This window comes from Cellulosimicrobium sp. GQ32 (genome assembly GCF_059758455.1).
The window spans coordinates 120454-142551 of sequence record NZ_JCAXEP010000005.1; the positions used below are offsets into that span (position 1 = coordinate 120454).

Consider the following 22098-nt stretch of genomic DNA (forward strand, 5'->3'; position numbering starts at 1 on the left):
CGCCGCGGCTCAGCGCAGGAACGGGTCCATGATGGCGGCCACCGTCGCGGCGGCGCGGTCAGCGTCCGCGTCCGCGATCGCCTCGACCAGCTCGTGGTGGTGCCGGTGCGCCGCGTCCTCGTCCTCGTTCTCCTCGTCGCGCATGTGGACGGCGAACACGTCGAGCATGCTCGAGTAGAGCGTCACGTACAGCGGGTTGTGCGTCGCCTCCACGATCGCGCGGTGCAGGTCGAGGTCGGCGCTCGCGCGCGCGTCGGGGTCGTCGGCCGACCACGCCGCCTCGCGGTGGTCGCGCAGCTCGCGCAGGAGCACGACGTCGGCGTCCGTGCGGCTCGCGGCGGCGAGCGACGCCGCGGTGCTGTCCAGGGCGAGCCGCAGCTCCAGGTAGTGGCGGCGGCTCCCCCCGGCGAGCTGGCGCTCGAGGGTGCCGGTCAGCTCGGAGCGGGAGATGACGAACGTGCCGCGCCCCTGCTCGCGGCGCAGCAGCCCCGCGTGCACCAGCGACTGGAGCGCCTCGCGGACCGTGTTCCGCCCGATGCCGAACTCGGCCACCAGGGCGGCCTCGGTCGGGATGCGCTCGCCGACCGGCCACCGCCCGGAGACCACCTCGTCGCGGAACCGTGCCGCCGCCTGGTCGATGAGTCCTACTCGACGCAGCGGCTCGCGCGTGTCAGACTGCCCAGGATTCATCCCATGATCCTATCGTCGGCCGACCTCACAGCGGAGCTCTTCATGGCCACACTCTCCCCTACCCGCGTCCCCGCAGGGCGTGTCCGCCTCACCCTGTGGGCCGGGCTCGCCGTCGCGCTGACGGCGATCAACCTCCGGACGGCCGTCACGGGGTTCACCCCGCTGCTGGAGACCATCGGCGCCGACCTCGGCTACGGCGTGGCCGTCGCCGGGCTGCTCGGCACCGTCCCCGCGGTGTCGTTCGGCCTGTTCGGGTTCCTCGCTCCGGTGGTGACGCGCAGGTTCGGGCTCGAGCGCACGGCCACGGTCGCGCTGGGGCTGACGGCCCTCTCGCTCGTCCTGCGCGCCGTCTCCCCGTCGACGGGCTGGCTGGTGGCGTCGACCGTGCTGGCCCTCGCCGGGATCGGCGCGGCGAACGTCGTGATCGTCCCCCTGGTGAAGGCCTGGTTCCCCGACCGGATCGCCCTGTGGACGTCGCTCTACCTGATCCTCATGCAGACGGGACAGTTCGTCGCCCCGCTCCTGGCCGTCCCGGTCGCCGAGGCGACCAGCTGGCGGTTCTCCGTCGGGATCTGGGCGGGCCCGGCGGCGCTGGCCGCCGTCGTCTGGCTCGTCCTGGCGACCCGCCTGCCCGCCGACCACCACGCACCCGCGGCGACCGCCGCGTCCGGGACGAGGCCGCGGATCGGACGGTCGTCGACCGTGTGGGGCCTCGTCGTCCTGTTCGCGGCGATCTCGTGGTCGAACTACGGGATCATCACCTGGGTCCCGGCCGTCCTCACCGACGCGGGCGGCAGCGCCGCGCTCGGCGGCACCATGGTCGCCCTCTACTCCGCCTGGGGCATGGTCGCCGCGCTGGTCGTCCCCCACCTCGCCACGCGCCTGGCGAACCCGTTCGTCGTGGTGGCCGCGTGCGCCGTCGTGCTCGTGACCGGGTACCTCGGCCTGCTCCTCTCCCCGCTCGACGGCACCGTGCTCTGGATGTGCGCGCTCGGCGTCGGGGTGAGCACGTTCCCGCTGTGCATGACCCTCATCAACCGGCGGACCCGGACGCCGCAGTCCGCCTCCGCCGTCTCGGGCTTCGTCCAGGGGATCGGGTACGCGCTGGCGTGCTTCGGCCCGATCGGCCTGGGCCTGCTGCGGGAGGCGACCGGGTCGTGGTCGGTCCCGCTCCTCGTCCTCGCCGCGACCGCGGTCCCCGGCGTCGTCGGCGGCTGGTTCGCGTGCCGCCCGCGCTACGTGGAGGACACGGTGCCCCCGGAGCCCGTCACAGACCGGCTGCCGCCGCACTGAGGACGCCGCGCGACCTGCACGAACCTCGCACGTCGGGCGCACCGGCCGCGGTGGGCCACGGTCTTCCGGTCTCCGACCAGGAGACCCCGTGGGAGGTCGTGCGGGCGGACTGCCCGTGAGCACGTCAGCCGCAGGGCAGCAGCGCGGACCGGGTCTCCGTCCAATCGACGAGCTGGACGAGCGCGCCGTCCGTCGTGAACCCCACGGCGTACTGACCGTCGCGGAGGGGGTAGCCGACCAGGTCGGGGATCGTCGTCACGCGCGTCACGACCGGGCCCGACCCGGAGTAGAGCGTGACCGGCCCGGAGAAGAGGTCCGTCGTCTGGCGGACGACGACCGCACAGGCACCCGCGGGGTCACGCACCATCACGATGTCGGTGCCCGTCGCTCGCACGGCGTGCCCGGTCACGGCTCCCACCAGGAGCAGCGCACCGACCGCACACCCCGCCCGAGACCACAAGCGCCCGAACGGCATGACCGGCGCGCCCCGGTGACGCTGCCGCGCCCGCGTGACGACCGCGCCGACCTGCACCGCCCCGAAGACGAGGACGACCAAAGGCCACCCTGCCCGCGCGACGGCGAGGTCCAGGAGTTCCTGCAGGACCCTCGCGAGCGGCCACCCGCCCGTCAGCGCGAGCACCAGTGCGAGAGCTGTCGCGACGGCCACCACCCAGACGACCGCGCCCTCCCACACGCGCATCGGCCCGGGACGACGCAGCAGCGCACGCGCGACCACGCCGGCTGTTGCGGCCACCCCCAGCGCGGCGAGCGAGGTCACGGTCGGGTCCAGCACTCCCCCGGGACCGACCAGCAGCAACCGGTCGGCGAGCGCGGGGACGAGCGCACCGGTCGCGAGCACCGCCGCGGCGAACACCGCGAGCACGGTCCCGGGCCGCCGTCGTCTGTCACGCGGCGCCGGGTCGCGGACGGGCCCGTCACCGACCACGGCCCCGTCCCCCGCGCCCGAGTCGAGGTCGTCGGTCGGCTCTGCACCGGGACGGTGGGGTGTCGTCACGCTCCGCACCCTAGGTGCGGTCACGCCCGTCGGATCCCCCGCGCACAGGATCGGCGCGGCCTTCTCACAGGTGCACTCTCCGTGCGGACGACCTGGCGCCGGGCCACGTGCCACCCCAGGACCCCAGAGGCCCTGCACCGGGGCGACCGCGCGTCAGGTGGTCGCGACAGCCGCTCGTGGACGACGGCCGGCCCGCCGTCGAGCACGACGTTCCCCGCCCTCGAGAACGACATGGGGGCCGCTATCCGGCGGATAACGACCCCCATGTCGTGCTCGGCACCGCGAGGGTGGTCCAGGGCGGGGCGGCCTCCTTTACTGGCCCGTGAACGTGAACTGCGAGCCGGGCTCCTTCGCGACGTCGCCGTCGCGCGAGTTCGTGACGGTCACGTTCGACAGGATCGCGTTGCCACGGGCGCCGCCCATCGCGAGGATTCCCGAGCCGTTGTTGGACTGGTCGATCCGCACGTTCGTGATCTTCACGTCCGGCATGTTCCCGCCGCCGTTCTTGAACTGGATGCCGTCGTACGTGGAGTCGACGATGTCCGTGTCGCGGATGGTGACGCCGACGATGTCGTGCGTCTGCGGGAAGATCGTGATCGCGCCGAACTCCTGGTCCTCGTTCCAGAACGCCCCGCCCGTGCGGTAGAGCCCGTTGTTGGCGATGAGCGTCGTCCCCGAGAACGGCAGCGGGTCGTGGTCGGTCGCCAGCATGATGCCGGGGTAGTTCATGGTGTCGTAGACGAGGTTGTTCTCGATCGAGTTGTCGTACCCGCCGTAGATCGCGATGCCGTTGGCGCGCCACGGGAGCTGGACGGTGTTGTTGCGGAACGTGTTGGAGTGGCCGATGTCGACGGCCCGGTCCTTCACGTACGGGTTGGCCCAGACGGCGAGCGCGTCGTCGCCGGTGTTGCGGAACGTCGAGTTCACCACCGTCGAGTTGCGCGTCCCGTTGCTGAAGTTGATGCCGTCCGCGTAGGTGTTCCGGATCCGCATGCCGGAGAAGACCAGCCCGTCGCCCGGGTTCCAGAGCTCCGGGATGTTGGAGTAGTCGCGCCCGACCCACACGCCGACGTTCGCGTGCTCGATCCACACGTTGGTGATCTTCGTGTTCTTGCCGAACCGGCCGTTGAGCCCGACGCCGCCCTCCTCCTGGGCGTTGTTGCCGCGGATCGTGCCGGAGCCGAAGATCGCGAGGTCGGAGATCTGGGTGTTGTCGTCGACATCGAACCCGAAGTTGCCCTCGTGCGGGTGGTTGATGACGCCCGGGGCGAGGTGCGGCGGGATGAGGCTGTAGAGCTGCGAGTGCCACATGCCCGCGCCGCGGATCGTCACGTCGCGGATGCCCACCTGGTTGTGCATGCCGCGGTCGAGCGGGTCGTCGGTGAGGATCTTCTTCTCCTGGCGCCACTGCCCCGCCGGGATCCAGACGCAGTCGATCTCCCCGTTCTGGTTCGCGGTGACGGCGGCCTGGATGGCGGCCGTGTCCTCGAGCCCGTCGTTCGGCACGGCGCCGTACTCGGTGATCGACGTGCACTGGGCGGGCTTGCTCAGCGGCGGCGCGACCTGCTCGAGCTCGACGAGGTCGATGACGTAGAACGCCGCGTCGTCGCCCGCGTCGCGCTGGAGCCTGAACACCGTCCCGGCCGGGAACGACCGGCCGAGCAGGGCGTGGGACTCGTCGAAGAGCCGGCGTGCGTCGCCGCCCGGGGTGTTGACCAGACCCTCGGGCTGGTCGGTCGTGCCGTAGAGCCAGGCGTGCTTGGACGACAGCGTGAGCTTCTGCACGAACTGGCCGTCCGCGTAGAGGCTGATCGTCTTCTCCTGGCCCCCGCCGCCGGGGGCATCGGGGATCGAGTTGCGCACGACGATCGAGTTCGTCGCGTTGGTGGACGTGAACTGGACGTACTGGCCCGTGCTGGCCAGGCGCACGGACTGGCGGCCCGACGACTCGGTCGCGAAGTTCGTGTGGCCGAACGTGCGCAGCGCGTCGGTCTGGAGCAGCGTGCCGGTGTACTGGCCGTCCTCGGCCTCGTACGTCGTGTACGGGACGGCGGCGCCGCGCCCGACGGTCACGGCGAGCGTGCCGGTGTTGTTGCCCTCGTTCGTCTCGGCGACCACGCCCGTGGCGTCGGCCGTCGCGGTCACGGTGACCCCGCCGTTCGTCGCGGTCCACGAGCCGCTCGGCGTGACGGTGACGGTCGCGCCCGCGGGGACGGCCGGCGTCGTGCCGTGGAGCGTGGTGGACCCGGCGACGACGCGTGTCACCGACCCGGCCGCGACGGGCTGGTTGCCGCGGTTGCGGACCTGCACCGAGAACGTCACGGCCGTTCCGACGGCAGGGTTGGCCGGGTTGGACGTCACCGAGACGACCTCGAGGTCCGGACCGGGCGCCTCGCCCACGACGAGCTTCGCCGGAGCCGTGAACGCGTTGTCCGTCTCGTCCTGCTCGGCCACCGTGTTCGCCGGGTCGACGACGGCGCCGACCGTGTACTCGCCCGCGGGCCGGGTGCCCGCCGCGACCTGGACCTGCGCGCTCGCGCCGGGCTGGAGCGCGGCGACGGCGGCCGAGCCCGCGGTCGAGCCGCCGAGCTTCCCGTCGAGCGTCGTGGCCGACGACACGCGGTCGCCCGTGTTCTTCACCGTGGCCGTGAGCGTCACGGGGGTCGTCGCCGTGGGCGACGCCGGGGACGCGGTCACCGCGGTGACGGTGAGGTTGGGGTTGGGCGCGGGAGCGCCGTAGACCTCGAGCTCGGCGACCTGGCCGTTGCCCGAGCCCGTGTTGCCGGTGAAGCGCAGGCGCACGTCGGTGGCGGTGCCGGTCACGGGCACGTCGACGAGGTTGCCGCTGCCCGGCGCGAACGCGTAGCCGGCGGACGCCTTGAGCTCCTGCCAGGCACCCGTGCCGGTGCGGCCCCACACGGAGAACGTCTGCGTGCGCGGCCCCCACGCGGCGTCGGGGTTGAGCCGGACGCGCACGCTGCTGAGCTGCGTGGGCGCGGCGAGCGCGACGTCGAGCGTCGACGGGTACTGCCCGCCCGCGCCCTCCCAGTAGGTCGTCGCGCTGCCGTCGACCGCGTTCGCGGCGACGAACTGCCACTCCGTCGACGACGCCGTGGCGGGACGGCTCTTCGCGTAGTTGGTGCCGGTCGGGTCCGTCGGGTCGGTCGGGTCCGTGCCGCCCGTGGGCGTGCCCCACACCTGGAGCTCGGACACCTGGCCGTTGCCCGCGCCCGTGTTGGCCGTGAAGGCGAGGCGCACCTCGTCGACCTCGGCGTCGAGCGGGATCTCGACCTTGTTGCCGCTCGCGGGGTCGAACCCGTACGCCGCCGAGGCCTTGAGCGTCCGGAACGACGACTCACCGTCGGAGCGGCCGAGCACGCTGAACGTCTGCGTCCGCGACGACCACACGGAGGGCGGGGGCAGCGTGACGACGACACGGTCGACGTCGGCCTCCGCCCCGAGGTCGACCGTGAGGTGCGACGGGTACTGGCCGCCCGCGCCCTCCCAGTAGGAGCTCGCGTTCCCGTCGTTGGCGTTGCCCGCGACGTAGGTCTGCGTCACCGACGACGCGGCGATCGGCTTGCCGAGCGCCAGGTTGGTGGCGTCCGCGGCGTGCGCCACGGCGACGACGCCGAGCGGCGCGACGAGCGCCAGCGCGGCGCCCGCCACGACCGTGTGCTTCCAGGGGGTTCTCATGAACGTCCTCGTTCTCCCGCCGGGGCGGGCTCGTCCACCCGCGGGCAGCGGTGCCCGACGGCGGGCGCGACCGTGCTGGTGCCGCGCCACCGTCACGGGTGGGTCGGGTCAGGGCTGGTTCAAGGCCGGGGACGGGATCGACGCGACGTCGAGACCGGTCGGCCCGGGGTGCCACGAACGACCCGTCAGGGATGGTCGGCGGTCGGACCCGTGGCGGCATTCGAGAGTTGCAGCGTGTGCACTGCTTTGTGCTGGGCTTCTGTCAACTTCTTGCATCGTGCAGTACGGACGTTACGAGACGGACATCCGGGGCGTCAAGGGTGGGCGCGGAGCGGGTACCTGGCGCGACGATGGACCGGGATCCCCGGAGACGAAGGGGCCGTGCGATGGCGAAGTACCTGATCTCGTTCCCCAGTGGCGAGATGGACCTCGGTCCCGGCGGCCTCGAGGCGGCCGTGGACGCGGCGCACGCGGTCGTGCGCGAGGCCCAGGGAGGCCCTCGGCCGAGCGGCGACGTGACAGGGTAGGCCCGTGCCCGACGACGCCACGCTGCGCGATCCGCTCCCTGATCCGACCCTCGACACGCAGACCGCTGCCCGTGCGGCGTCCGACGACGACGGGGCCGCCGCGCCGACCGGGCGCCGCCCACGCCGACCGTCGCTGCTGCGCGAGACGGCGATCATCGTGGTCAGCGCGCTGGTGCTCTCGCTGCTCCTCAAGACGTTCCTGGTGCAGGCGTTCTTCATCCCGAGCCCGTCGATGGAGGACACGCTGGTCGAGGGCGACCGGGTGATGGTGTCCCGGCTCGTGCCGGGCGCGTTCGACGTGCACCGGGGTGACGTCGTGGTGTTCAAGGACCCGGGCGGGTGGCTGCCGCCGCCGGTGCCGCAGGCCGAGAGCCCGGTGTCGGAGGCGGTGCGCGCGGCGCTGACCTTCGTCGGCCTGCTGCCGCAGGACACCGGCGAGCACCTGATCAAGCGGGTGATCGGCACGCCGGGCGACCACGTGGTCTGCTGCGACGCGGAGGGTCGCGTGAGCGTCAACGGGGTGTCGATCGACGAGACCTACATCAAGCCCGGCTCCGAGCCGAGCGAGCTCGCCTTCGACACCACCGTGCCCGAGGACATGCTGTTCGTCATGGGCGACAACCGGCAGAACTCGGGAGACTCGCGCTACCACACGGGCAAGCCCGGGGGCGGGTTCGTGCCGATGGGCAACGTCGTCGGGACGGCGTTCGTCAAGGTCTGGCCGCTGTCCCACCTGGGCCTGCTGCGCAACCCCGGCGACGTGTTCGCCGACGTCCCCGCTCCGGGCGCCGTCGACGAGGGGTGACGACGGCGCCGAAGTCGTCGGCGTCGTACCCAACCGGCAGGCGCACCGTCCAGGCGGGGTTGCTCACCAGGCGGCAGGGTCCATCGACACGCCCTGCTCCTTCAGGTACGCCCGGGACGTCTCGAGCGCGGCCCGCTCGAGGGAGAGTCGCCGCTCGAGGTAGTCCTCGGCGCGAGCGACGTACTCGGCTTCCTGCACGGCTTGGATGTCGGCGAGCTGCTGGACGGTGTCGAGCTCGGCCTTGCACGCCAGGTCGATCCTGCCGATGCGGATGACCTCTTCCGGCGACGCGTCGTCGACCGCGGGCGGGACCATCCCGTCGTCCTGTCCGGGCGGTTCGACACCACGCTCGGCCAGGCACCGCTTCCACTCGCCGACGACGACGGCACCATCAGGGGTATCCCGTGCCAACGTGAGCAGGCTCGGGGGAACCTCCCCGAGCTGTTCGGGGTCGTACGTCAGGCCCGCCTCGACAGCCTGCTGACCGCAGACGTCGAGCTGCGCGGTGACGGCTTCTTCGGTCCCGGGTGGGGCCGTGATCCCGTTGGTGCTGGCCCCGGTGAGATCAGTCTCGTAGCCGGACCTCATGAGCGCCTCATGGCGCCACAGCCCGAAGCCGAACCCGTCCGTGTTCAGGGGGTAGGAGGGCCCATCGAGCGTGACCGTGTCCCCGTACCCGGCGTCGGTCATGCACCGGGCGGTGAACACGTCGCCGGCGGTGCGCAGCTCGGTGAGCTCGTCGAAGCTGAGGACCCAGTCGTCGAGCGGGGTGGTGATGGTCCCCGCGGCCGCGTCGACGACCGCTCGCGGCCCCTCCCCGGATCGCCCGCGCGTCTCCGTGGGCGCCGTCGTGGCGGGCAACACCGGCGTCTCGCGTGACGGGGGCGGGCTCAGAGCGAGCGCGCCGGCGACCAGGCCGCCGCACAGCGCTCCGACGCCCAGCGCCGCCCCGACCACTCGCCCCGCGCGGCGACGACGACCGGACCGCAGGACCCGGGCGTGGTCGATCTCGACGTCGGGGGTGTGCTGCGAGACGGAGCGCAGCCGCAGGACGAGCTCCTCGTCGTTCATCGCTCCTCCTTCAGGGTCTCGGTCGTGATCGTCTCGTCCGCGAGGATCCGACGCAGGTGCGCCAGGCCCCGCGACGCGGCCGACTTCACCGCGCCGAGGCTCAGGCCCAGCTCGTCGGCGACCTGACGCTCGGGCAGGTCGAGCAGGTAGCGCAGCACCACCACCCGTCGACGCTGCGGGCTCAGCTGCACCAGGGCGCGGACGAGCGCGTCTCGCTCGGCCTGCCCGCGCGCGGCTGACGGCTGCTCGCCCGGGGGCAGCCTGTCGGGTTCGGTCAGCTGCTCTCGTCGATGCTTGCGCCAGTGGTCGATGCGCGCGTTCGCGAGCACCCGCCTCGCATAGGCGAGCGGATCTCGTTCCCGAGCACGGGGCCACGCCACATACGTGCGCACCAAGGCGTGCTGCACCAGCTCCTCCGCGCGGTGCACGTCCCCGCACAACAGCCACGCCGTCCGAGAGAGCGCCGGCTGCGCGTGAACCATGAACGCCGTGAACTCCGTGTCCCGCTGGCTCCGGGCGCCGGATCCGACGAGACGCACGACCTCGTCGCTCTCACCGATCGGTGCCACGAAGCCCCCCGTCGCCGTCATACCCTGAACACGGACCCGGATCCCGAGAGGTTGCCCGCCGATCCAGGTCAGGACGATCCACTCGCCCTGAAGAGCCCGGGGACCTGAGTCCTCGAACGGCGATTGTCCGCGTCCGAGGGCAATTCCGTTGCTCCCGGGCGCACGCCCGTCGAGAGTGTCGGCATGCTGATCAGACGCGAGCGCCCGTCGGACGTCCAGGCGATCCGTGCGGTCACCGCGGACGCCTTCTCCGCGGTCGAGCATTCGGCACCACCGGTCGAGCCCGACGGCGCGCCCGGCGAGGCCACCCTGGTCGGGTGGCTGCGCGAGGACAGCGGGTGGATCCCGGAGCTGTCGCTCGTCGCCGAGACCGGGCTGCCCGACCCGCAGGTCGTCGGACACGTCGTCGCCACCCGCGGGCGGCTCGGGGACCGGCCGGCCCTCGGGCTCGGGCCCCTCAGCGTCCGGCGCGACCACCAGCAGCGCGGGGTCGGTTCCGCCCTGATGCACACGATCCTCGGTGCGGCGGACGCCCTCGGTGAGCCCGTCGTGGTGCTGCTCGGGGAGCCGGCCCTCTACTCCCGGTTCGGGTTCGTGCCCGCCAGCGCCCTGGGGATCGAGGCTCCCGAGCCGGCGTGGGGTGACTACTTCCAGGCGCGCGCCCTGAGCGCCTGGCGGGACGAGTACGCGGGACGGTTCACCTATGCTGCCCCGTTCGACCGCCTCTGACGTGACGCCGCGCGCCGCGCGCACGACGGCGAGACGCCGACCACGCACCCGGGTGACGAGCCCGCCCCTTCCTAGCCGAGCGCGACGACCGCGACCCCCGCCGCGACGGCGAGGGGTGCGAGCACGAGTCCTTGGCGCACCACGTGCCATGCGGGTGGCGGCCCCTGCTCGAACGCGTGGCGGCGGTACTGCTGCCACCACAGCACGGTCGCGAGCGACGCCCACGGCGTGATCAGCGGACCGGCGTTCACCGCGACGAGGAGCGTCGCGAGCCGGTCGACGCTCTCCCCCGCGGCGGGCATCAGCGCGAGGAACGCGGGCAGGTTGTTCACGAGGTTCGCCGCGACGACGCCGGTCACGGCCAGGCGGGCGAGGTCGCCCGGTCCGTTGCCCGTGCCCGCGACGGCGGCGAGCAGGTCGCCGAGCCCGTGCGCGTGCCACGTCTCGACGAGCACGAACAGCGCCGCGACGACGAGCGCCGAGCGCCACGGCAGCATCTCCCGCACCGGCACGAGCGGTCGCACGCGCCGCCACCACGTCGCCAGCGCGAGCACCGCGGCGCCCGCGAGCGCCGTCGGCGCGACGGGGAGCTCGACCGCGAACGCGACCGCCAGGAGCGCGACGACCGCGGCGGTGACGCGCAGGAGCAGCCGGTCGGGCGGCGTCGGGCCCGCTCCCGCGAGCGTGAAGCGCCCGCGCAGGTCACGGCCGTGCAGCACGAGCAGCACCACGACCGTCACGGCGAGGACCGCGAGCGCGGGCGCCCACATCACCCCGACGTACCCGGTGCCGAACCGGTGCGACGCGAGCAGGTTCGTGAGGTTCGAGACCGGCAGGAGCAGCGACGCCGTGTTGGCGAGCGCGAGGACCGTGAGCGCGAGCGGCAGGGGCCGCGTGCCCGTGCGGCGCGCGAGGGCGAGCACGACGGGCGTGACGAGCACCGCCGTCGTGTCGAGCGACAGCACGACCGTGCTCGCCGTCGCGAGCACGACGACGAGACCCCACAGGGCGAATCGCCGCCCGCGGGCGAGCCGCGCCGCCCGGGCTGCGACGGCGTCGAACAGGCCCGCGCCCGCGCACAGCTCCGCGACCACGGTGATGGCGAGGAGGAAGACCAGCACAGGCCCGGTGCGCACGAGCAGGTCGCGCGCGTCGGCGGCCGGGAGCAACCCCGTCGCGGGCAGCACGACGACCACCACCGCCGCGACGAGCCACAGGGGCACGCGGCGGCGCGCCGGTGCTCCCGAGGCGTTCACGTCGTGATCGTAGGTCCCGCGACACGGCTACGTGCGCTCAGGGCGCGCCGGCGGGCCCGCCTCCCCGAGGCGCGCAGCACCCGTCGGCGCAGCTGTCGACCTCGCCGTCGCCGACGAGCGCCGCGACGGGCACGCAGCACGCGTCCCCGCGCCAGGCCTCGACGCCCTCCTTGACCGCGACCGCGGCGATGACGAGCGCGGCGAGCGGGTCTGCCCACGACCAGCCGAGGGTCGCGTTGAGCACGAGCCCGACGAGCAGCACCGCGGACAGGTACGTGCACAGGAGCGTCTGCTTCGAGTCCGCGACGGCGGACGTCGACCCGAGCTCGCGGCCCGTGCGGCGCTCGAACCAGGACAGGAACGGCATGACGGCGAGGCTCACCGCCGCGAGCCAGATGCCCACGACGGAGTGCGCGGGCTCGGCCGCGCCGAGCAGCGAGCGGACGGCGTCGACGGACACGAAGACGGCGAGGCCGAAGAACGAGACGGCGATGACGCGCAGCGCGGTCCGCTCGCGCCGGTGCGGGTCGGGCGCGGCGAACTGCCAGGCCACCGCGGCGGCGGAGAGCACCTCGACGAGCGAGTCGAGCCCGAACCCGACGAGCGCGGCCGACGACGCGACGCGGCCCGCGGTGATCGCGACGACCGCCTCGACGACGTTCCACGTGATCGTCGCCGCGACGACCCACCGGACCCTCCGCTCGAGGACGGCACGACGCGCGGCGGTCGGGGCAGCGGGTCCGGGCGGCGTGCGGCCGATCGAGACGGACGTCATGAGCACGTGCACCCGTCGGGGCCGCAGCACGTGGGGTCGACCTGGACGACGAGGCGCAGGAGGTCGTCGAGGGCGGGGGCCAGGTGGGGGTCGGCGAGGCGGTACCAGGTACGACGGCCGTCGGGGATCGCCTCGACGAGCCCGCACCCGCGCAGGCACGCGAGCTGGTTCGACATCACCTGGCGCGAGACGCCGAGCGCGTCAGCGAGGTCGGACGGGTAGGCGGGTGCCTCCCGAAGCGCGAGCAGGACGCGCGTGCGCGTCTCGTCCGACAGGGCGTGCCCCAGCCGCGCGAGCGCCGCGGTGTGGGTGAGCGTGACCGTCTCGACCATGCCCGCGACAGTACACGCTCCCATGTATTCATAAAGCCATGCATCAACACGGCGCCACGGGCCGCGGCGCCTTCCGTTAGTATCTGCGTATGCGTGAAGATACGAAGGCGTGCACCTTCGGGGTCGACAGTCAGTACGTCGAGCTCGCGGCGGAGGTGTTCTCGCTGCTCGCGGACGCGACGCGCGTCCGGATCGTCCTCGCCCTGCGCGACACCGAGCTGCCGGTCACCGCGCTCGCGGAGATCGTCGGGAAGTCCCCGACGGCGGTCTCGCAGCACCTCGCCAAGCTCCGCTGGGGCCGCATCGTGCGCGCGCGCCAGGAGGGCAACCGCGTCTTCTACTCGCTCGTCGACGAGCACGCGCGCACGCTCGTGACCCAGGCGGTCTTCCAGGCGCAGCACGCCGTCGACGACCATCCCGCGCACCACGCCGACGACGCGCACGCCGCGCTCGACGGGTCCTCCCCCACCGCCGGGGACGCTGTGGATGCCGAGGCACGGCGGTGAGCACGACCCGCCCGGCCGCCGTCGGCCACGACCACGACCACGACCACGACCACGACCACGACCACGACCACGACCACGACCATCCTCACCCGACCGGGCTGCGGGGCTGGCTGCACGAGGTGTTCGTGCCGCACTCGCACGACGCCGCGGACTCGATCGACGACGAGCTCGTCGCGAGCGGCCAGGGCATCCGGGCGGTCAAGGTGTCCCTCGTCGTGCTGGGCGCGACGGCGCTCGCGCAGCTCGGCATCGTCGCGGTCAGCGGGTCCGTCGCCCTGCTCGCGGACACCGTCCACAACCTCTCCGACGCGCTCACGGCCGTGCCGCTGTGGATCGCGTTCGTGCTCGGCCGTCGTGCCGCGACGCGCCGGTACACCCACGGTTACGGCCGGGCCGAGGACCTCGCGGGGCTGTTCATCGTCGCGATGATCGCCCTCTCGGCCGTCGTCGCGGGCGTCGAGTCGGTGCGGCGCCTCGCCGATCCCCAGCCTGTGGACAACCTGGGCTGGGTGATCGCGGCGGGGATCGTCGGCTTCGCGGGCAACGAGGCGGTCGCCGTCTACCGGATCCGTGTCGGGCGGCGCATCGGCTCGGCCGCGCTCGTCGCGGACGGCGTGCACGCGCGCACCGACGGGTTCACGTCCCTCGCGGTCGTGCTCGGCGCGCTCGGCGTCCTCGCGGGCCTCCCCCTCGCGGACCCGCTGGTCGGCCTGCTCATCACCGCCGCGATCCTGGTGCTCCTGTGGGGCACCGCGCGCGACGTCGGGCGCCGGCTCCTCGACGGCGTCGACCCGGACCTCACGGACCGGGCGCGCCACGCGCTCGACGGCGTGGACGGGCTGGACGGTGTGGACGATGTCCGGCTGCGCTGGTCGGGCCACCGCCTGGCCGTCCAGGCGCGCGTCCTCGTGCCGCCGCAGACGCCGGTCGCCGCAGCCGACCAGGTCACGGCCGCGGCCGACGCCGCGCTGCGGCGTGCGCTGCCGTCGGTCGGGACGGTCGACGTCGTGGTGGCGCCAGCCCGCTGACCGGCCGCCGGCGTCCCGCGCCGCCGAACCGGGGCTCGCTCCCGATTGGGCGCTCCCCCGGGCCGCCGAACCCGGGGTTCCTCCCCACGGGGCTGCGATCGTCGGGAGCGACCCCGGGTTCGGTGCCGGAGGGAGCGCGGGCGGGCGTGGGTGGTCGGCGTGAGGATGGAGCATGCTGCTCGCCGAGGTCGCCGCCACGTCCGACGCCGTCGCCGCCACGCGCTCGCGCCTCGCCAAGCGCGCAGCCATCGCGGACCTGCTGCGCCGCGTCGCAGCCGACGCCGGCCCGGCCGGCACCGAGGACCCCGGCGACGGGGGCGGGCGCGACGAGGTCGAGATCGCCGTCGCGTACCTCGCAGGCGAGCTGCGCCAGCGTCGCACGGGACTCGGGTGGCGCTCGCTGCGCGACCTGCCCACCCCGGCCGAGGAGCCGAGCCTCACGCTGACGGCCGTCGACGCGGCGTTCGCCCGCATGGCCGACCTCTCCGGTCCGGGCTCGGCGACGGCCCGCCAGGCCGAGGCCGCGGCGCTGTTCGGTGCCGCGACGGCGCGGGAGCAGTCGCTGCTCGCGGGGCTCGTCTCGGGCGAGCTGCGGCAGGGCGCGCTCGACTCCGTCGTGGTCGACGCCGTCGCCGAGGCGTCGGGCGTCCCCGCCGACGCGGTACGCCGCGCGGTCATGCTCGCCGGAGCGACAGGACCGGTCGCGCGCGCCGCTCTCACGGCGGGGAGCCCCGAGGCCGCGACCGACGCCCTGGCGACGTTCCGGCTCACGGTCGGGCGCCCGGTCCGGCCCATGCTCGCGCAGTCCGCGCCCGACGTCGGCGCCGCGCTCGAGAAGCTCGGCGCCGGACCCCGGACGGCCGGCGAGGACGGCGACGACGGTGCCGAGGGTGAGCGCCCGCCGTCGGGCACCGCCGTGGCCGTGGACGTGAAGCTCGACGGGATCCGCATCCAGGTGCACCGCGACGGCGACGACGTGCGCGTGTTCACGCGCTCGCTCGACGACATCACCGAGCGCGTCCCGGAGATCGTCGCCGCGGCGCGGGCCCTCCCGGCCCGGACGCTCGTGCTCGACGGCGAGGCGCTCGTCGTCGGGCCCGACGGCGTCCCGCGCCCGTTCCAGGAGACCGCCGCCCGCTCCGCGACCCAGGGCGAGCGCAGCGCTGCCGAGGAGGCCGAGCTCGCGGCGTCGCTCGAGCTGTCGCCGTTCTTCTTCGACGTGCTCCACGTCGACGGGCGCGACCTGCTCGACGAGCCGCTGCACGACCGGCTCGCGGTGCTCGACGACGTGGCAGGCCCCCACGCCGTGCGTCGCCTCGTCACCGACGACTCCACCGCCGCGACCGAGTTCTTCGAGGGCGCCGTGGCCGAGGGCCAGGAGGGCGTCGTCGTGAAGTCGCTCGACACCCCCTACGCGGCCGGGCGGCGCGGCGCGGGCTGGGTCAAGGTGAAGCCCCGGCACACGCTCGACCTCGTCGTGCTGGCGGTCGAGCAGGGCTCGGGCCGCCGCCGCGGGTGGCTCTCGAACATCTGGCTCGGCGCGCGCGACCCGGACGGCGGGTTCGTCATGCTCGGCAAGACGTTCAAGGGCATGACGGACGAGATGCTGGAGTGGCAGACCCGCCGGTTCCGCGAGCTGGAGACCTCTGACGACGGGTACGTCGTGCACGTGCGGCCCGAGCAGGTCGTCGAGATAGCGTTCGACGGGCTCCAGCGCTCGACCCGCTACCCCGGCGGCCTCGCGCTCCGGTTCGCGCGCGTCCTGCGGTACCGCGACGACAAGACCGCCGCCGAGGCCGACACGATCGACGCGGTGCGCGCGCTCGCGCGGTAGGGCGCGGTCAGCGCGGGAAGGCCGAGGGGTCGGGCGCGACGAGCCGGACGGCGCCGTCCCGGTCGACGAGCGCCCGGCGGCCGGACGCGTGGTCGAGGACGTCGACGACGTCGTCCTCCGGCGTCACCGTCACGGTGAACAGCGGCCGGCTCCCACCGATCGTCGGGAGCGTCTGGAGCGCACCCACCCCGGCCTCGGCGCGCGTCCTCTGCTCCGGCGTGAGCCGCGCCCACGAGAGCCGCTCGCGCAGCCAGGGCGGCTGCGTCTCGACCGACCGCGGGAACCGCTCCAGGTCGCGGGCGAAGTCGGCGGGGCGGGCCGGGGGCAGGAAGCCGGGTTCGGTGTCGAAGTCGTACGACGCGTCGACCTCGCCGTCGGCGCGCACCGTCAGCGAGACGGTGAACCAGGCGCCGAGCCCGACCGGCGCGGTGACGCTCCGCAGCTCGGCGAGCGCCTCCGCGAACACCGGGGTGGTCGGCTTCTGTGCGCGGGGCGGTGGCCATCCGCCGACGACCGACACGTGCTCCTGCGTCCGGTCGGCCACGACGAACGCCCGGTAGGACAGCTCGTCCCAGCGCTCGGTCTGCGCCGCCGCCAGCTCCCGCGCCAGCACCGTCACCAGACGCCTCTCCGCCTCGACCGACATCGCACGCCTCCCGTCCCGGCCCCTCGACCGGGGCCGACCTCCAGGAATTCTGCCGCACCCCGACAGGGCACCCGGAGACGACCGTGCCCGCGTCACGGCGCGAGGCCGTGACGCGGGCACGTCGGGTGCGGGTCAGCAGGTCGGGATCGTGACCGTCTGCTCGACCGTCTGCTCGCCGTCCGGGCCGGTGGCGGTCACGGTGACCACGAGGTCACCGGTCGCGCCGCGCGCCGCGAACGACTGGTAGGCGCTCGCCCCGGGGGCGACGTCCGCGAACGTCTTGGCCCCGAGCGCCGAGGCGAGCTCGACGTCCACCGCGGCGTCGGAGACGTTCACCGCGCGGACCGCGACGTACGGCTTGCCGGCGAGGCAGCGCGGGCTGAGCGTGACCTCGACGAGCTCGACGTCGGCCGGCTCCTCCAGGGCGTCGATCGCAGCCTGGAGCGCGAGGCGCGCGTCGCGCAGCGCCTCGTCCGACGCCGCGGCGTCGTCCCGGGTCTCCGTCGCCGCAGCGAGCGCCGTGCGGAACGCCTGCCACGACTCGGGGCTGTACCCCTCGTCGGTCAGGGCCTCCGCGCTCGTCACGAGGTTCTCGAGCCGACGACGCTCGGCCGGCACGAGCTGGTCGGTCGCCAGCCCGAGACGGCGCGCCCGCTCGTCGACCTGCGCCTGGGTGGCGCCGTCGTCGGAGAGGAGCGACCGCGCGGCGGCGAGCTCGCGCGAGAAGACGCCCGCGTCGATCCGGCCGTACCGCTCGATCTCCGCCTCGAACGCCGCGGCGTCCTCGACCGACGCCGCGAGGGCGGCCGTGTCGGTCGGCGGGACCTCGACCTCGTACGCGTCGGTGAAGAACCGCATGCTGTCGAGGTTCGCGACGTACGGGTGGTCGGCGTACGCCTCGGTCGACAGGCGCACCCACACCTGGTGCTTGCCGCGCACCGCGCTCGGCAGGTCGACCACGGCGGTCCCGTCCGTCGTCCAGCTCGACCCGGTGTTCGCCAGCGGGACGGTGACGAACGGCTCGCCCGGGTTCGCCGGGTCGAACGCGTCGAGGTACACCGACAGCGCGGAGTTCCGCCCGGACCGGTTGGAGTTGTGCACGTAGTGGACCGAGAGCTGGTCGAGCGCGGCGGAGCCGAGGTCGATCTCGCCGTACGCGAGCCAGTCGCCGTCCGCGGTGCCGCCGACGTTCGTCACCGGCCCGCTCGTCCACGTCGAGCTCTCGTTCTTCAGCCCGCGACCGGAGTTCGACGTCCAGGCCTCGGACTCGACGACGACCGACGTCGGGCCGCCCGGTGCAAAGGTCAGGCTGTCGAGGTTCGCGACGTACGGGTGGTCGGCGTACGCCTCGGTCGTCAGCCGCACGAACACCTCGTGCGTCCCCTGCACCGTCTCCGGCAGGACGACGGTCGCCGTCCCGTCGGTGGTCCAGCTCGACCCGGTCGTCGGCAGCGCAACGGTGACGAACGGCTCGCCCGGGTTCGCCGGGTCGAACGCGTCGAGGTACACCGACAGCGCCGAGTTCCGCCCGGACCGGTTCGAGTTGTGCACGTAGTGGACCGACAGCTCGCCCAGCGGGAGCTCGCCGAGGTCGACCTCGCCGTAGGCGATCCAGTCACCGTCCGCGGTGCCGCCGACGTTCGTCACCGGCCCGCTCGTCCACGTCGAGGACTCCTTCTTGAGCCCACGACCGGAGTTCGCGGTCCAGTCCTCGGCCTCGATCGTCACCGTCGGGGACTCGCCCGGCTGGCCGGGGGCGGCCGGGTCCTCGGCGCTGAACCGGAACCAGTCGAAGTTGCCGACCCAGCTCCGGCCCGACGGCGCGAGGAGCTCGAACGTCACGGCCTTCGCGTCGACGAGGGCCTGCACGTCGCCGAGCTCCGTCGTCACCTCGGTGTACTTGCCCCAGCCGCTCGTGCCCTTGAGGTCGACGGTCGCGACCACGGGGCCGCTCACGTCGCCGGCGTGCACGCGCACGGTGCTCGGCGTGTCCGTCGGGGCGAAGCTTGTGTCGTACCGGACCGTGAGGAAGCGCGGCGGGGTGTCCCCGGCGGCGGTCTCGAAGGTCATGTCGCGGTACTGCACCCACGACCCGGAGCGCACGCCACCGAGGTTGCCGGACGAGCTGTTCGCCTCGTTCTTCAGCTCGCCGCCCGACCACGCCTCGGACTGCTCGGCCTCGAGCGTGCGGTAGCCGCCGCCCGTGAGGTCGAGCGCGTCGATCGCCGCGCCGAGCCGGTCGGCCGCGAACCGCAGCGCGATGCTCGTCGCGGCCTCGTCACCGAGAGCCTCCTGCGCCTTCGTCAGCGCGGTGGAGAACCGGTCGAACGTCACCGAGGAGTAGTTCCCGTGCCGCACGAGCACGGCGTCGTCGACGAGCGCGGCGAGCGCGTCGCGCTCGGCGGACGCCACGGACAGGCGCAGCGGGGAGAGCACCGAGACGCCCTGTCCGCGCAGGGACGACGCCGCGATGCCGTCGGCGAGCGCGCCGTCGCCCAGGTGGACGTAGAAGCGCGCGTCGGCGGACGCCGTCCCCGTCAGGGAGACGGTGAGCGCGGTCGGCGACGCGACCGTCACGGCCGCCGTGACGCCGTCCGGCAGCCCGACGACGCTCGCGGCCCCGCTCGCGACGAGGTCGGTGCCGGCGGACGCGGCGAACCGCGCACCGTCGAGGGTGAGCGTCACGGTCGCGTCGAGCGCGCCGCCGTCGCCGGTCTGCACGGTCGTCGGGTCGGCGCTGACGCGCGGCCCCTCGGCCGGCTCGTCGGTGGCGGTGCTCATCGAGAACGCGGGCTCGGTGTCCGTGCCCCAGTCGCTCGGCCGCTCGCCCATGCGGAACGCGAGGTCCGCGCCCCCGATCACGGTCTCGTAGTCGACCCACGTGTTGCCGAACGCCGCGCCGTCGAGCGTCGCCGACTGGACGTAGAACGCGTCCTCGGAGACGCCGTCGGCCGTCACCGTGAAGGCGCCGCCGTCGTCGTAGGTGATGGTCGTCGAGTCGAAGAACGGCGACCCGATCTGGAACTCGGACGACCCGGCGGTCACCGGGAACAGCCCGACGGCCGCGGCGACGAACATCGTCGACATCGTGCCCGCGTCGTTGTCCATCGTGGGGAGCATCCCGCGCGGGTCGAGCTGGTAGACCTTCGTCTTCACGGGCGGCGTGAACTCGCCGCCGCCGCTCGGGACCGCGCTCGACGAGCCGGTCGCGATGTACCGGTTCCAGGTCTCCTTCGTGTAGATCGCGCGCGTCCACTTCTGGGTGAGGCTCGGCTCGCCCGTGTAGTTGAAGAGGTACGGCGCCTGGAGGTCGATCTCGTTGGCGTTCGAGTGGAGCATGGCCGTGCCGTCGTCCGGCGCGTGCTCACCGAACATGTGGCGCATCGCGAGCCGCGCCGCCTCGGGGCCGCCCATCGCCTCGACGAGCGCGTCCATGTCGTACGCGTCGTACCAGTGGTACTGCCACAGCGTGCCCTGGTAGAGGCTCGCGGCCTCGAACTTCGCGTAGTCGGCGCTCTGCCACGAGCCGTCGGCGGCGCGCGGGGTGAGGAGGCCGACCTGCGTGCCGTCGGCCGCGGTCCACGCACCCGGCTTGGTGAGCTTCTCGATCGGCCACGACGCCTGCTCGCGCATCGTCTGCGCCTCGTCCGTCAGGCCCAGCTCGTCCGCGATCACGGACAGGCCGTACTGGTCGTAGCCGCGCTGCACCGACGCGCCGGGGTTGCCCGCCACGTAGCCCCGCTGGAGCTCGTCCGCGCTGTACTGCCCCACGAGGCGCTTCAGCGCCGGGTACGCCTCGTCGAGGCGGTCGAACCCGTCGAAGCCCTTGGCGATCGCGTCCGCGACCACGACGGACGACCGCTCCCAGCGGACCGTCGGGACCGAGTGCACGAACCCGCCGAGACCGCTGCCCGTGCCGGTCGCCTCGGCGTCCGCGAACAGGTAGACGAGCGACTGCACCATGTCGCGGTACAGCGCCGGGTCGATGTAGGCGATGACGGAGAACTTGCGGAAGTCGTCCCACGTGGCCCACGAGTCGTAGTACGTGAAGCCCTGCGCGGCGTGGACCGCGCCGTCGACGCCGCGGTACGTGCCGGACGTGCTCGTCGCGTTCATCGGCATGGCGAACATGCGGTAGAGGTGCGTGTAGAAGAGCTTCTGGAGCTCGCCCGTCGGGTCGGTCGCCGTCGAGGCGTCGATCGCGACCCGCCCGAGCGTCGCGTTCCACTCGGCGCGCGTGCGGTCACGGATCGCGTCGAAGGACAGGTCCCCGAGCTCGACCTGCTGGTCGACCCGCGCCTGCTCGACGCTCACGGGCGACAGCGTGACCTGGAGGCCGACGTCCCCCGCGTCGGCCGGGTCGAACGTGAGGATCGCGCCGGTGTCGACGCCGTCCTGGGACGTCGCGTCGACGAGCTTGTCGTCGTCGCCCCAGGTCTGCACCGTCGCGGGCTGGAGCGTCCGCGCGGTGTAGTACAGCGTGTACGCGGCGTTGTAGAAGTAGCCCGTGACCTGCCCGGACAGCTCCACGGTGCCGTCCGCGCGCGTCTCGACCTGCACCGAGGACGACCGGCGGCTCGTGTTGTTGGTCTCGAGGTCGACGACGAGGCTCGGCGTCGATCCCTCGGGGAACGCGTAGCGGTGCACGCCCGAGCGCGTGGTCGCCGCGACCTCGGCCTCGATGGTGCCCGGCGCGGCGGCGATGGCGCCGTCCTTGCCGGCGACGTTGCCGAGCCCGACGGAGTAGGAGCCCGGCCCGGCCTGCTCGTCGTCGTGCGAGAACGGGTGCGCGTAGGTGCCCGTGCCGGGCCGCGCGGTGTACGACCCCGACGTCGGGACCACGAGGATGTCACCGCCGCCGCCGGAGCCCCCGACCCCGTCGAGGTTGGTGTGCGTGAAGCCCGAGATCTTCGACTGCGCGTAGTCGTACCCGGTGTTGTTGCGGCCCGGCGTGGTGCGCGGGTTCACCTTCGCGAGGCCGTTGGGCGCCTGCGCGGCCGGCATGTCGTTGCCGTAGTCGCCCTCGGTGCCGACGAACACGTCGACGAGCGACGCGAGGTCGCTCTCGGCGGCGTTCGCCGCGGGGGCCGCGACCGCGGCGGCGGGCGGCAGGACGCCGACCGCGAGCGCGGCGGTGAGGGCGCCCGCGAGGGCACCCACGAGCCGGCTGCGACCGCCTCGTCGGGGGTGGGGGTCGGACGTCGGGCTGGCCCCGCGTCGTCCGACAGCGCTGTCAAGACGCGCGGCAGATGGTCTGGCCACGAAAGCTCTCCTTGGGGGGTCGTGCCGAGGCTGCTCCGCCTCGCCGCGCCCACGGTACGTGCCG

The 22098-nt window shown here is 73.6% G+C and carries 17 protein-coding genes; 7 read left to right on the forward strand and 10 right to left on the reverse strand.

Features of this window, described 5'->3' with window-relative positions; genetic code table 11:
• Positions 1-9: 9 nt before the first annotated feature.
• Entirely contained in the window at positions 10-690 is a 681-nt protein-coding gene (locus AC6CH9_RS10185) for a FadR/GntR family transcriptional regulator (protein ID WP_498154779.1), read from the reverse strand.
• Positions 691-693: 3 nt separating this feature from the next.
• Here AC6CH9_RS10185 and AC6CH9_RS10190 point away from each other — a divergent pair, with 3 nt between their 5' ends.
• Entirely contained in the window at positions 694-1983 is a 1290-nt protein-coding gene (locus AC6CH9_RS10190) for an MFS transporter (protein ID WP_498154780.1), read from the forward strand.
• Positions 1984-2107: 124 nt separating this feature from the next.
• Here the strand turns inward: AC6CH9_RS10190 and AC6CH9_RS10195 are convergent, their stop codons facing one another.
• Both AC6CH9_RS10195 and AC6CH9_RS10200 read right to left on the reverse strand, forming a co-directional pair.
• Positions 2108-2998, reverse strand: a complete 891-nt coding sequence (locus AC6CH9_RS10195; RefSeq protein ID WP_498154781.1) for a hypothetical protein — start codon at positions 2996-2998, stop codon at positions 2108-2110.
• A 312-nt stretch (positions 2999-3310) separates the two neighbouring features.
• The gene (locus AC6CH9_RS10200) at positions 3311-6694 is read right to left on the reverse strand and encodes a CARDB domain-containing protein (RefSeq protein WP_498154782.1); all 3384 of its coding nucleotides are present in this window, start codon (positions 6692-6694) and stop codon (positions 3311-3313) included.
• A 386-nt stretch (positions 6695-7080) separates the two neighbouring features.
• On the opposite strand from AC6CH9_RS10200, the gene AC6CH9_RS10205 reads away from it, so the two are divergent.
• Positions 7081-7221 (forward strand): hypothetical protein, encoded by a 141-nt coding sequence (locus tag AC6CH9_RS10205; protein WP_498154783.1) that lies wholly within the window; start codon positions 7081-7083, stop codon positions 7219-7221.
• Between the two features lie 4 nt (positions 7222-7225).
• Complete coding sequence (gene lepB / locus AC6CH9_RS10210) at positions 7226-8026, forward strand: signal peptidase I (protein ID WP_498154784.1); 801 nt, start codon at positions 7226-7228, stop codon at positions 8024-8026.
• A 63-nt stretch (positions 8027-8089) separates the two neighbouring features.
• On the opposite strand, the gene AC6CH9_RS10215 is transcribed toward lepB, so the two are convergent.
• Positions 8090-9097: a hypothetical protein gene (locus AC6CH9_RS10215; RefSeq protein WP_498154785.1), complete on the reverse strand. Its 1008-nt coding sequence runs from the start codon at positions 9095-9097 to the stop codon at positions 8090-8092.
• Entirely contained in the window at positions 9094-9579 is a 486-nt protein-coding gene (locus AC6CH9_RS10220; protein ID WP_498154946.1) for a SigE family RNA polymerase sigma factor, read from the reverse strand. Before AC6CH9_RS10220 ends, AC6CH9_RS10215 begins: the two co-directional genes overlap by 4 nt.
• Positions 9580-9849: 270 nt before the next feature.
• Between AC6CH9_RS10220 and AC6CH9_RS10225 the strand changes: the two genes are divergently transcribed.
• Entirely contained in the window at positions 9850-10395 is a 546-nt protein-coding gene (locus AC6CH9_RS10225; protein WP_498154786.1) for a GNAT family N-acetyltransferase, read from the forward strand.
• Positions 10396-10466: 71 nt separating this feature from the next.
• On the opposite strand, the gene AC6CH9_RS10230 is transcribed toward AC6CH9_RS10225, so the two are convergent.
• The 3 genes from AC6CH9_RS10230 to AC6CH9_RS10240 are packed head-to-tail and all read right to left on the reverse strand — an operon-like array spanning position 10467 to position 12758.
• Positions 10467-11651, reverse strand: coding sequence for an SLC13 family permease (locus AC6CH9_RS10230; RefSeq protein WP_498154787.1), 1185 nt, complete (start codon positions 11649-11651; stop codon positions 10467-10469).
• A 37-nt stretch (positions 11652-11688) separates the two neighbouring features.
• Positions 11689-12426 (reverse strand): cation efflux transmembrane domain-containing protein, encoded by a 738-nt coding sequence (locus AC6CH9_RS10235; RefSeq protein ID WP_498154788.1) that lies wholly within the window; start codon positions 12424-12426, stop codon positions 11689-11691.
• Positions 12423-12758: an ArsR/SmtB family transcription factor gene (locus AC6CH9_RS10240; RefSeq protein ID WP_047230949.1), complete on the reverse strand. Its 336-nt coding sequence runs from the start codon at positions 12756-12758 to the stop codon at positions 12423-12425. The genes AC6CH9_RS10235 and AC6CH9_RS10240 overlap by 4 nt, the downstream gene beginning before the upstream one ends.
• Before the next feature lie 89 nt (positions 12759-12847).
• Between AC6CH9_RS10240 and AC6CH9_RS10245 the strand changes: the two genes are divergently transcribed.
• The 3 genes from AC6CH9_RS10245 to AC6CH9_RS10255 all read left to right on the forward strand — a co-directional run bounded on the left by AC6CH9_RS10245 (position 12848) and on the right by AC6CH9_RS10255 (position 16126).
• Positions 12848-13264: an ArsR/SmtB family transcription factor gene (locus AC6CH9_RS10245; protein WP_498154789.1), complete on the forward strand. Its 417-nt coding sequence runs from the start codon at positions 12848-12850 to the stop codon at positions 13262-13264.
• Positions 13261-14292, forward strand: a complete 1032-nt coding sequence (locus tag AC6CH9_RS10250; protein WP_498154790.1) for a cation diffusion facilitator family transporter — start codon at positions 13261-13263, stop codon at positions 14290-14292. The genes AC6CH9_RS10245 and AC6CH9_RS10250 overlap by 4 nt, the downstream gene beginning before the upstream one ends.
• A 172-nt stretch (positions 14293-14464) precedes the next feature.
• Positions 14465-16126, forward strand: coding sequence for an ATP-dependent DNA ligase (locus AC6CH9_RS10255; protein WP_498154791.1), 1662 nt, complete (start codon positions 14465-14467; stop codon positions 16124-16126).
• 7 nt (positions 16127-16133) lie between these two features.
• Here the strand turns inward: AC6CH9_RS10255 and AC6CH9_RS10260 are convergent, their stop codons facing one another.
• Entirely contained in the window at positions 16134-16745 is a 612-nt protein-coding gene (locus tag AC6CH9_RS10260) for a hypothetical protein (protein ID WP_498154792.1), read from the reverse strand.
• Between the two features lie 159 nt (positions 16746-16904).
• Positions 16905-21932 (reverse strand): glycoside hydrolase domain-containing protein, encoded by a 5028-nt coding sequence (locus AC6CH9_RS10265; RefSeq protein WP_498154793.1) that lies wholly within the window; start codon positions 21930-21932, stop codon positions 16905-16907.
• Positions 21933-22098 lie beyond the last annotated feature (166 nt).

Bases quoted from the DNA above. Each gene is read 5' to 3' on its own strand.
- AC6CH9_RS10255 (WP_498154791.1), top strand. From the start codon at position 14,465: ATGCTGCTCGCCGAGGTCGCCGCCACGTCCGACGCCGTCGCCGCCACG.
- AC6CH9_RS10225 (WP_498154786.1), top strand. From the start codon at position 9,850: ATGCTGATCAGACGCGAGCGCCCGTCGGACGTCCAGGCGATCCGTGCG.
- AC6CH9_RS10235 (WP_498154788.1), bottom strand. From the start codon at position 12,426: ATGACGTCCGTCTCGATCGGCCGCACGCCGCCCGGACCCGCTGCCCCG.
- AC6CH9_RS10220 (WP_498154946.1), bottom strand. From the start codon at position 9,579: ATGGTTCACGCGCAGCCGGCGCTCTCTCGGACGGCGTGGCTGTTGTGC.
- AC6CH9_RS10215 (WP_498154785.1), bottom strand. From the start codon at position 9,097: ATGAACGACGAGGAGCTCGTCCTGCGGCTGCGCTCCGTCTCGCAGCAC.
- AC6CH9_RS10185 (WP_498154779.1), bottom strand. From the start codon at position 690: ATGAATCCTGGGCAGTCTGACACGCGCGAGCCGCTGCGTCGAGTAGGA.
- AC6CH9_RS10205 (WP_498154783.1), top strand. From the start codon at position 7,081: ATGGCGAAGTACCTGATCTCGTTCCCCAGTGGCGAGATGGACCTCGGT.
- AC6CH9_RS10240 (WP_047230949.1), bottom strand. From the start codon at position 12,758: ATGGTCGAGACGGTCACGCTCACCCACACCGCGGCGCTCGCGCGGCTG.
- AC6CH9_RS10245 (WP_498154789.1), top strand. From the start codon at position 12,848: ATGCGTGAAGATACGAAGGCGTGCACCTTCGGGGTCGACAGTCAGTAC.
- AC6CH9_RS10200 (WP_498154782.1), bottom strand. From the start codon at position 6,694: ATGAGAACCCCCTGGAAGCACACGGTCGTGGCGGGCGCCGCGCTGGCG.
- AC6CH9_RS10190 (WP_498154780.1), top strand. From the start codon at position 694: ATGATCCTATCGTCGGCCGACCTCACAGCGGAGCTCTTCATGGCCACA.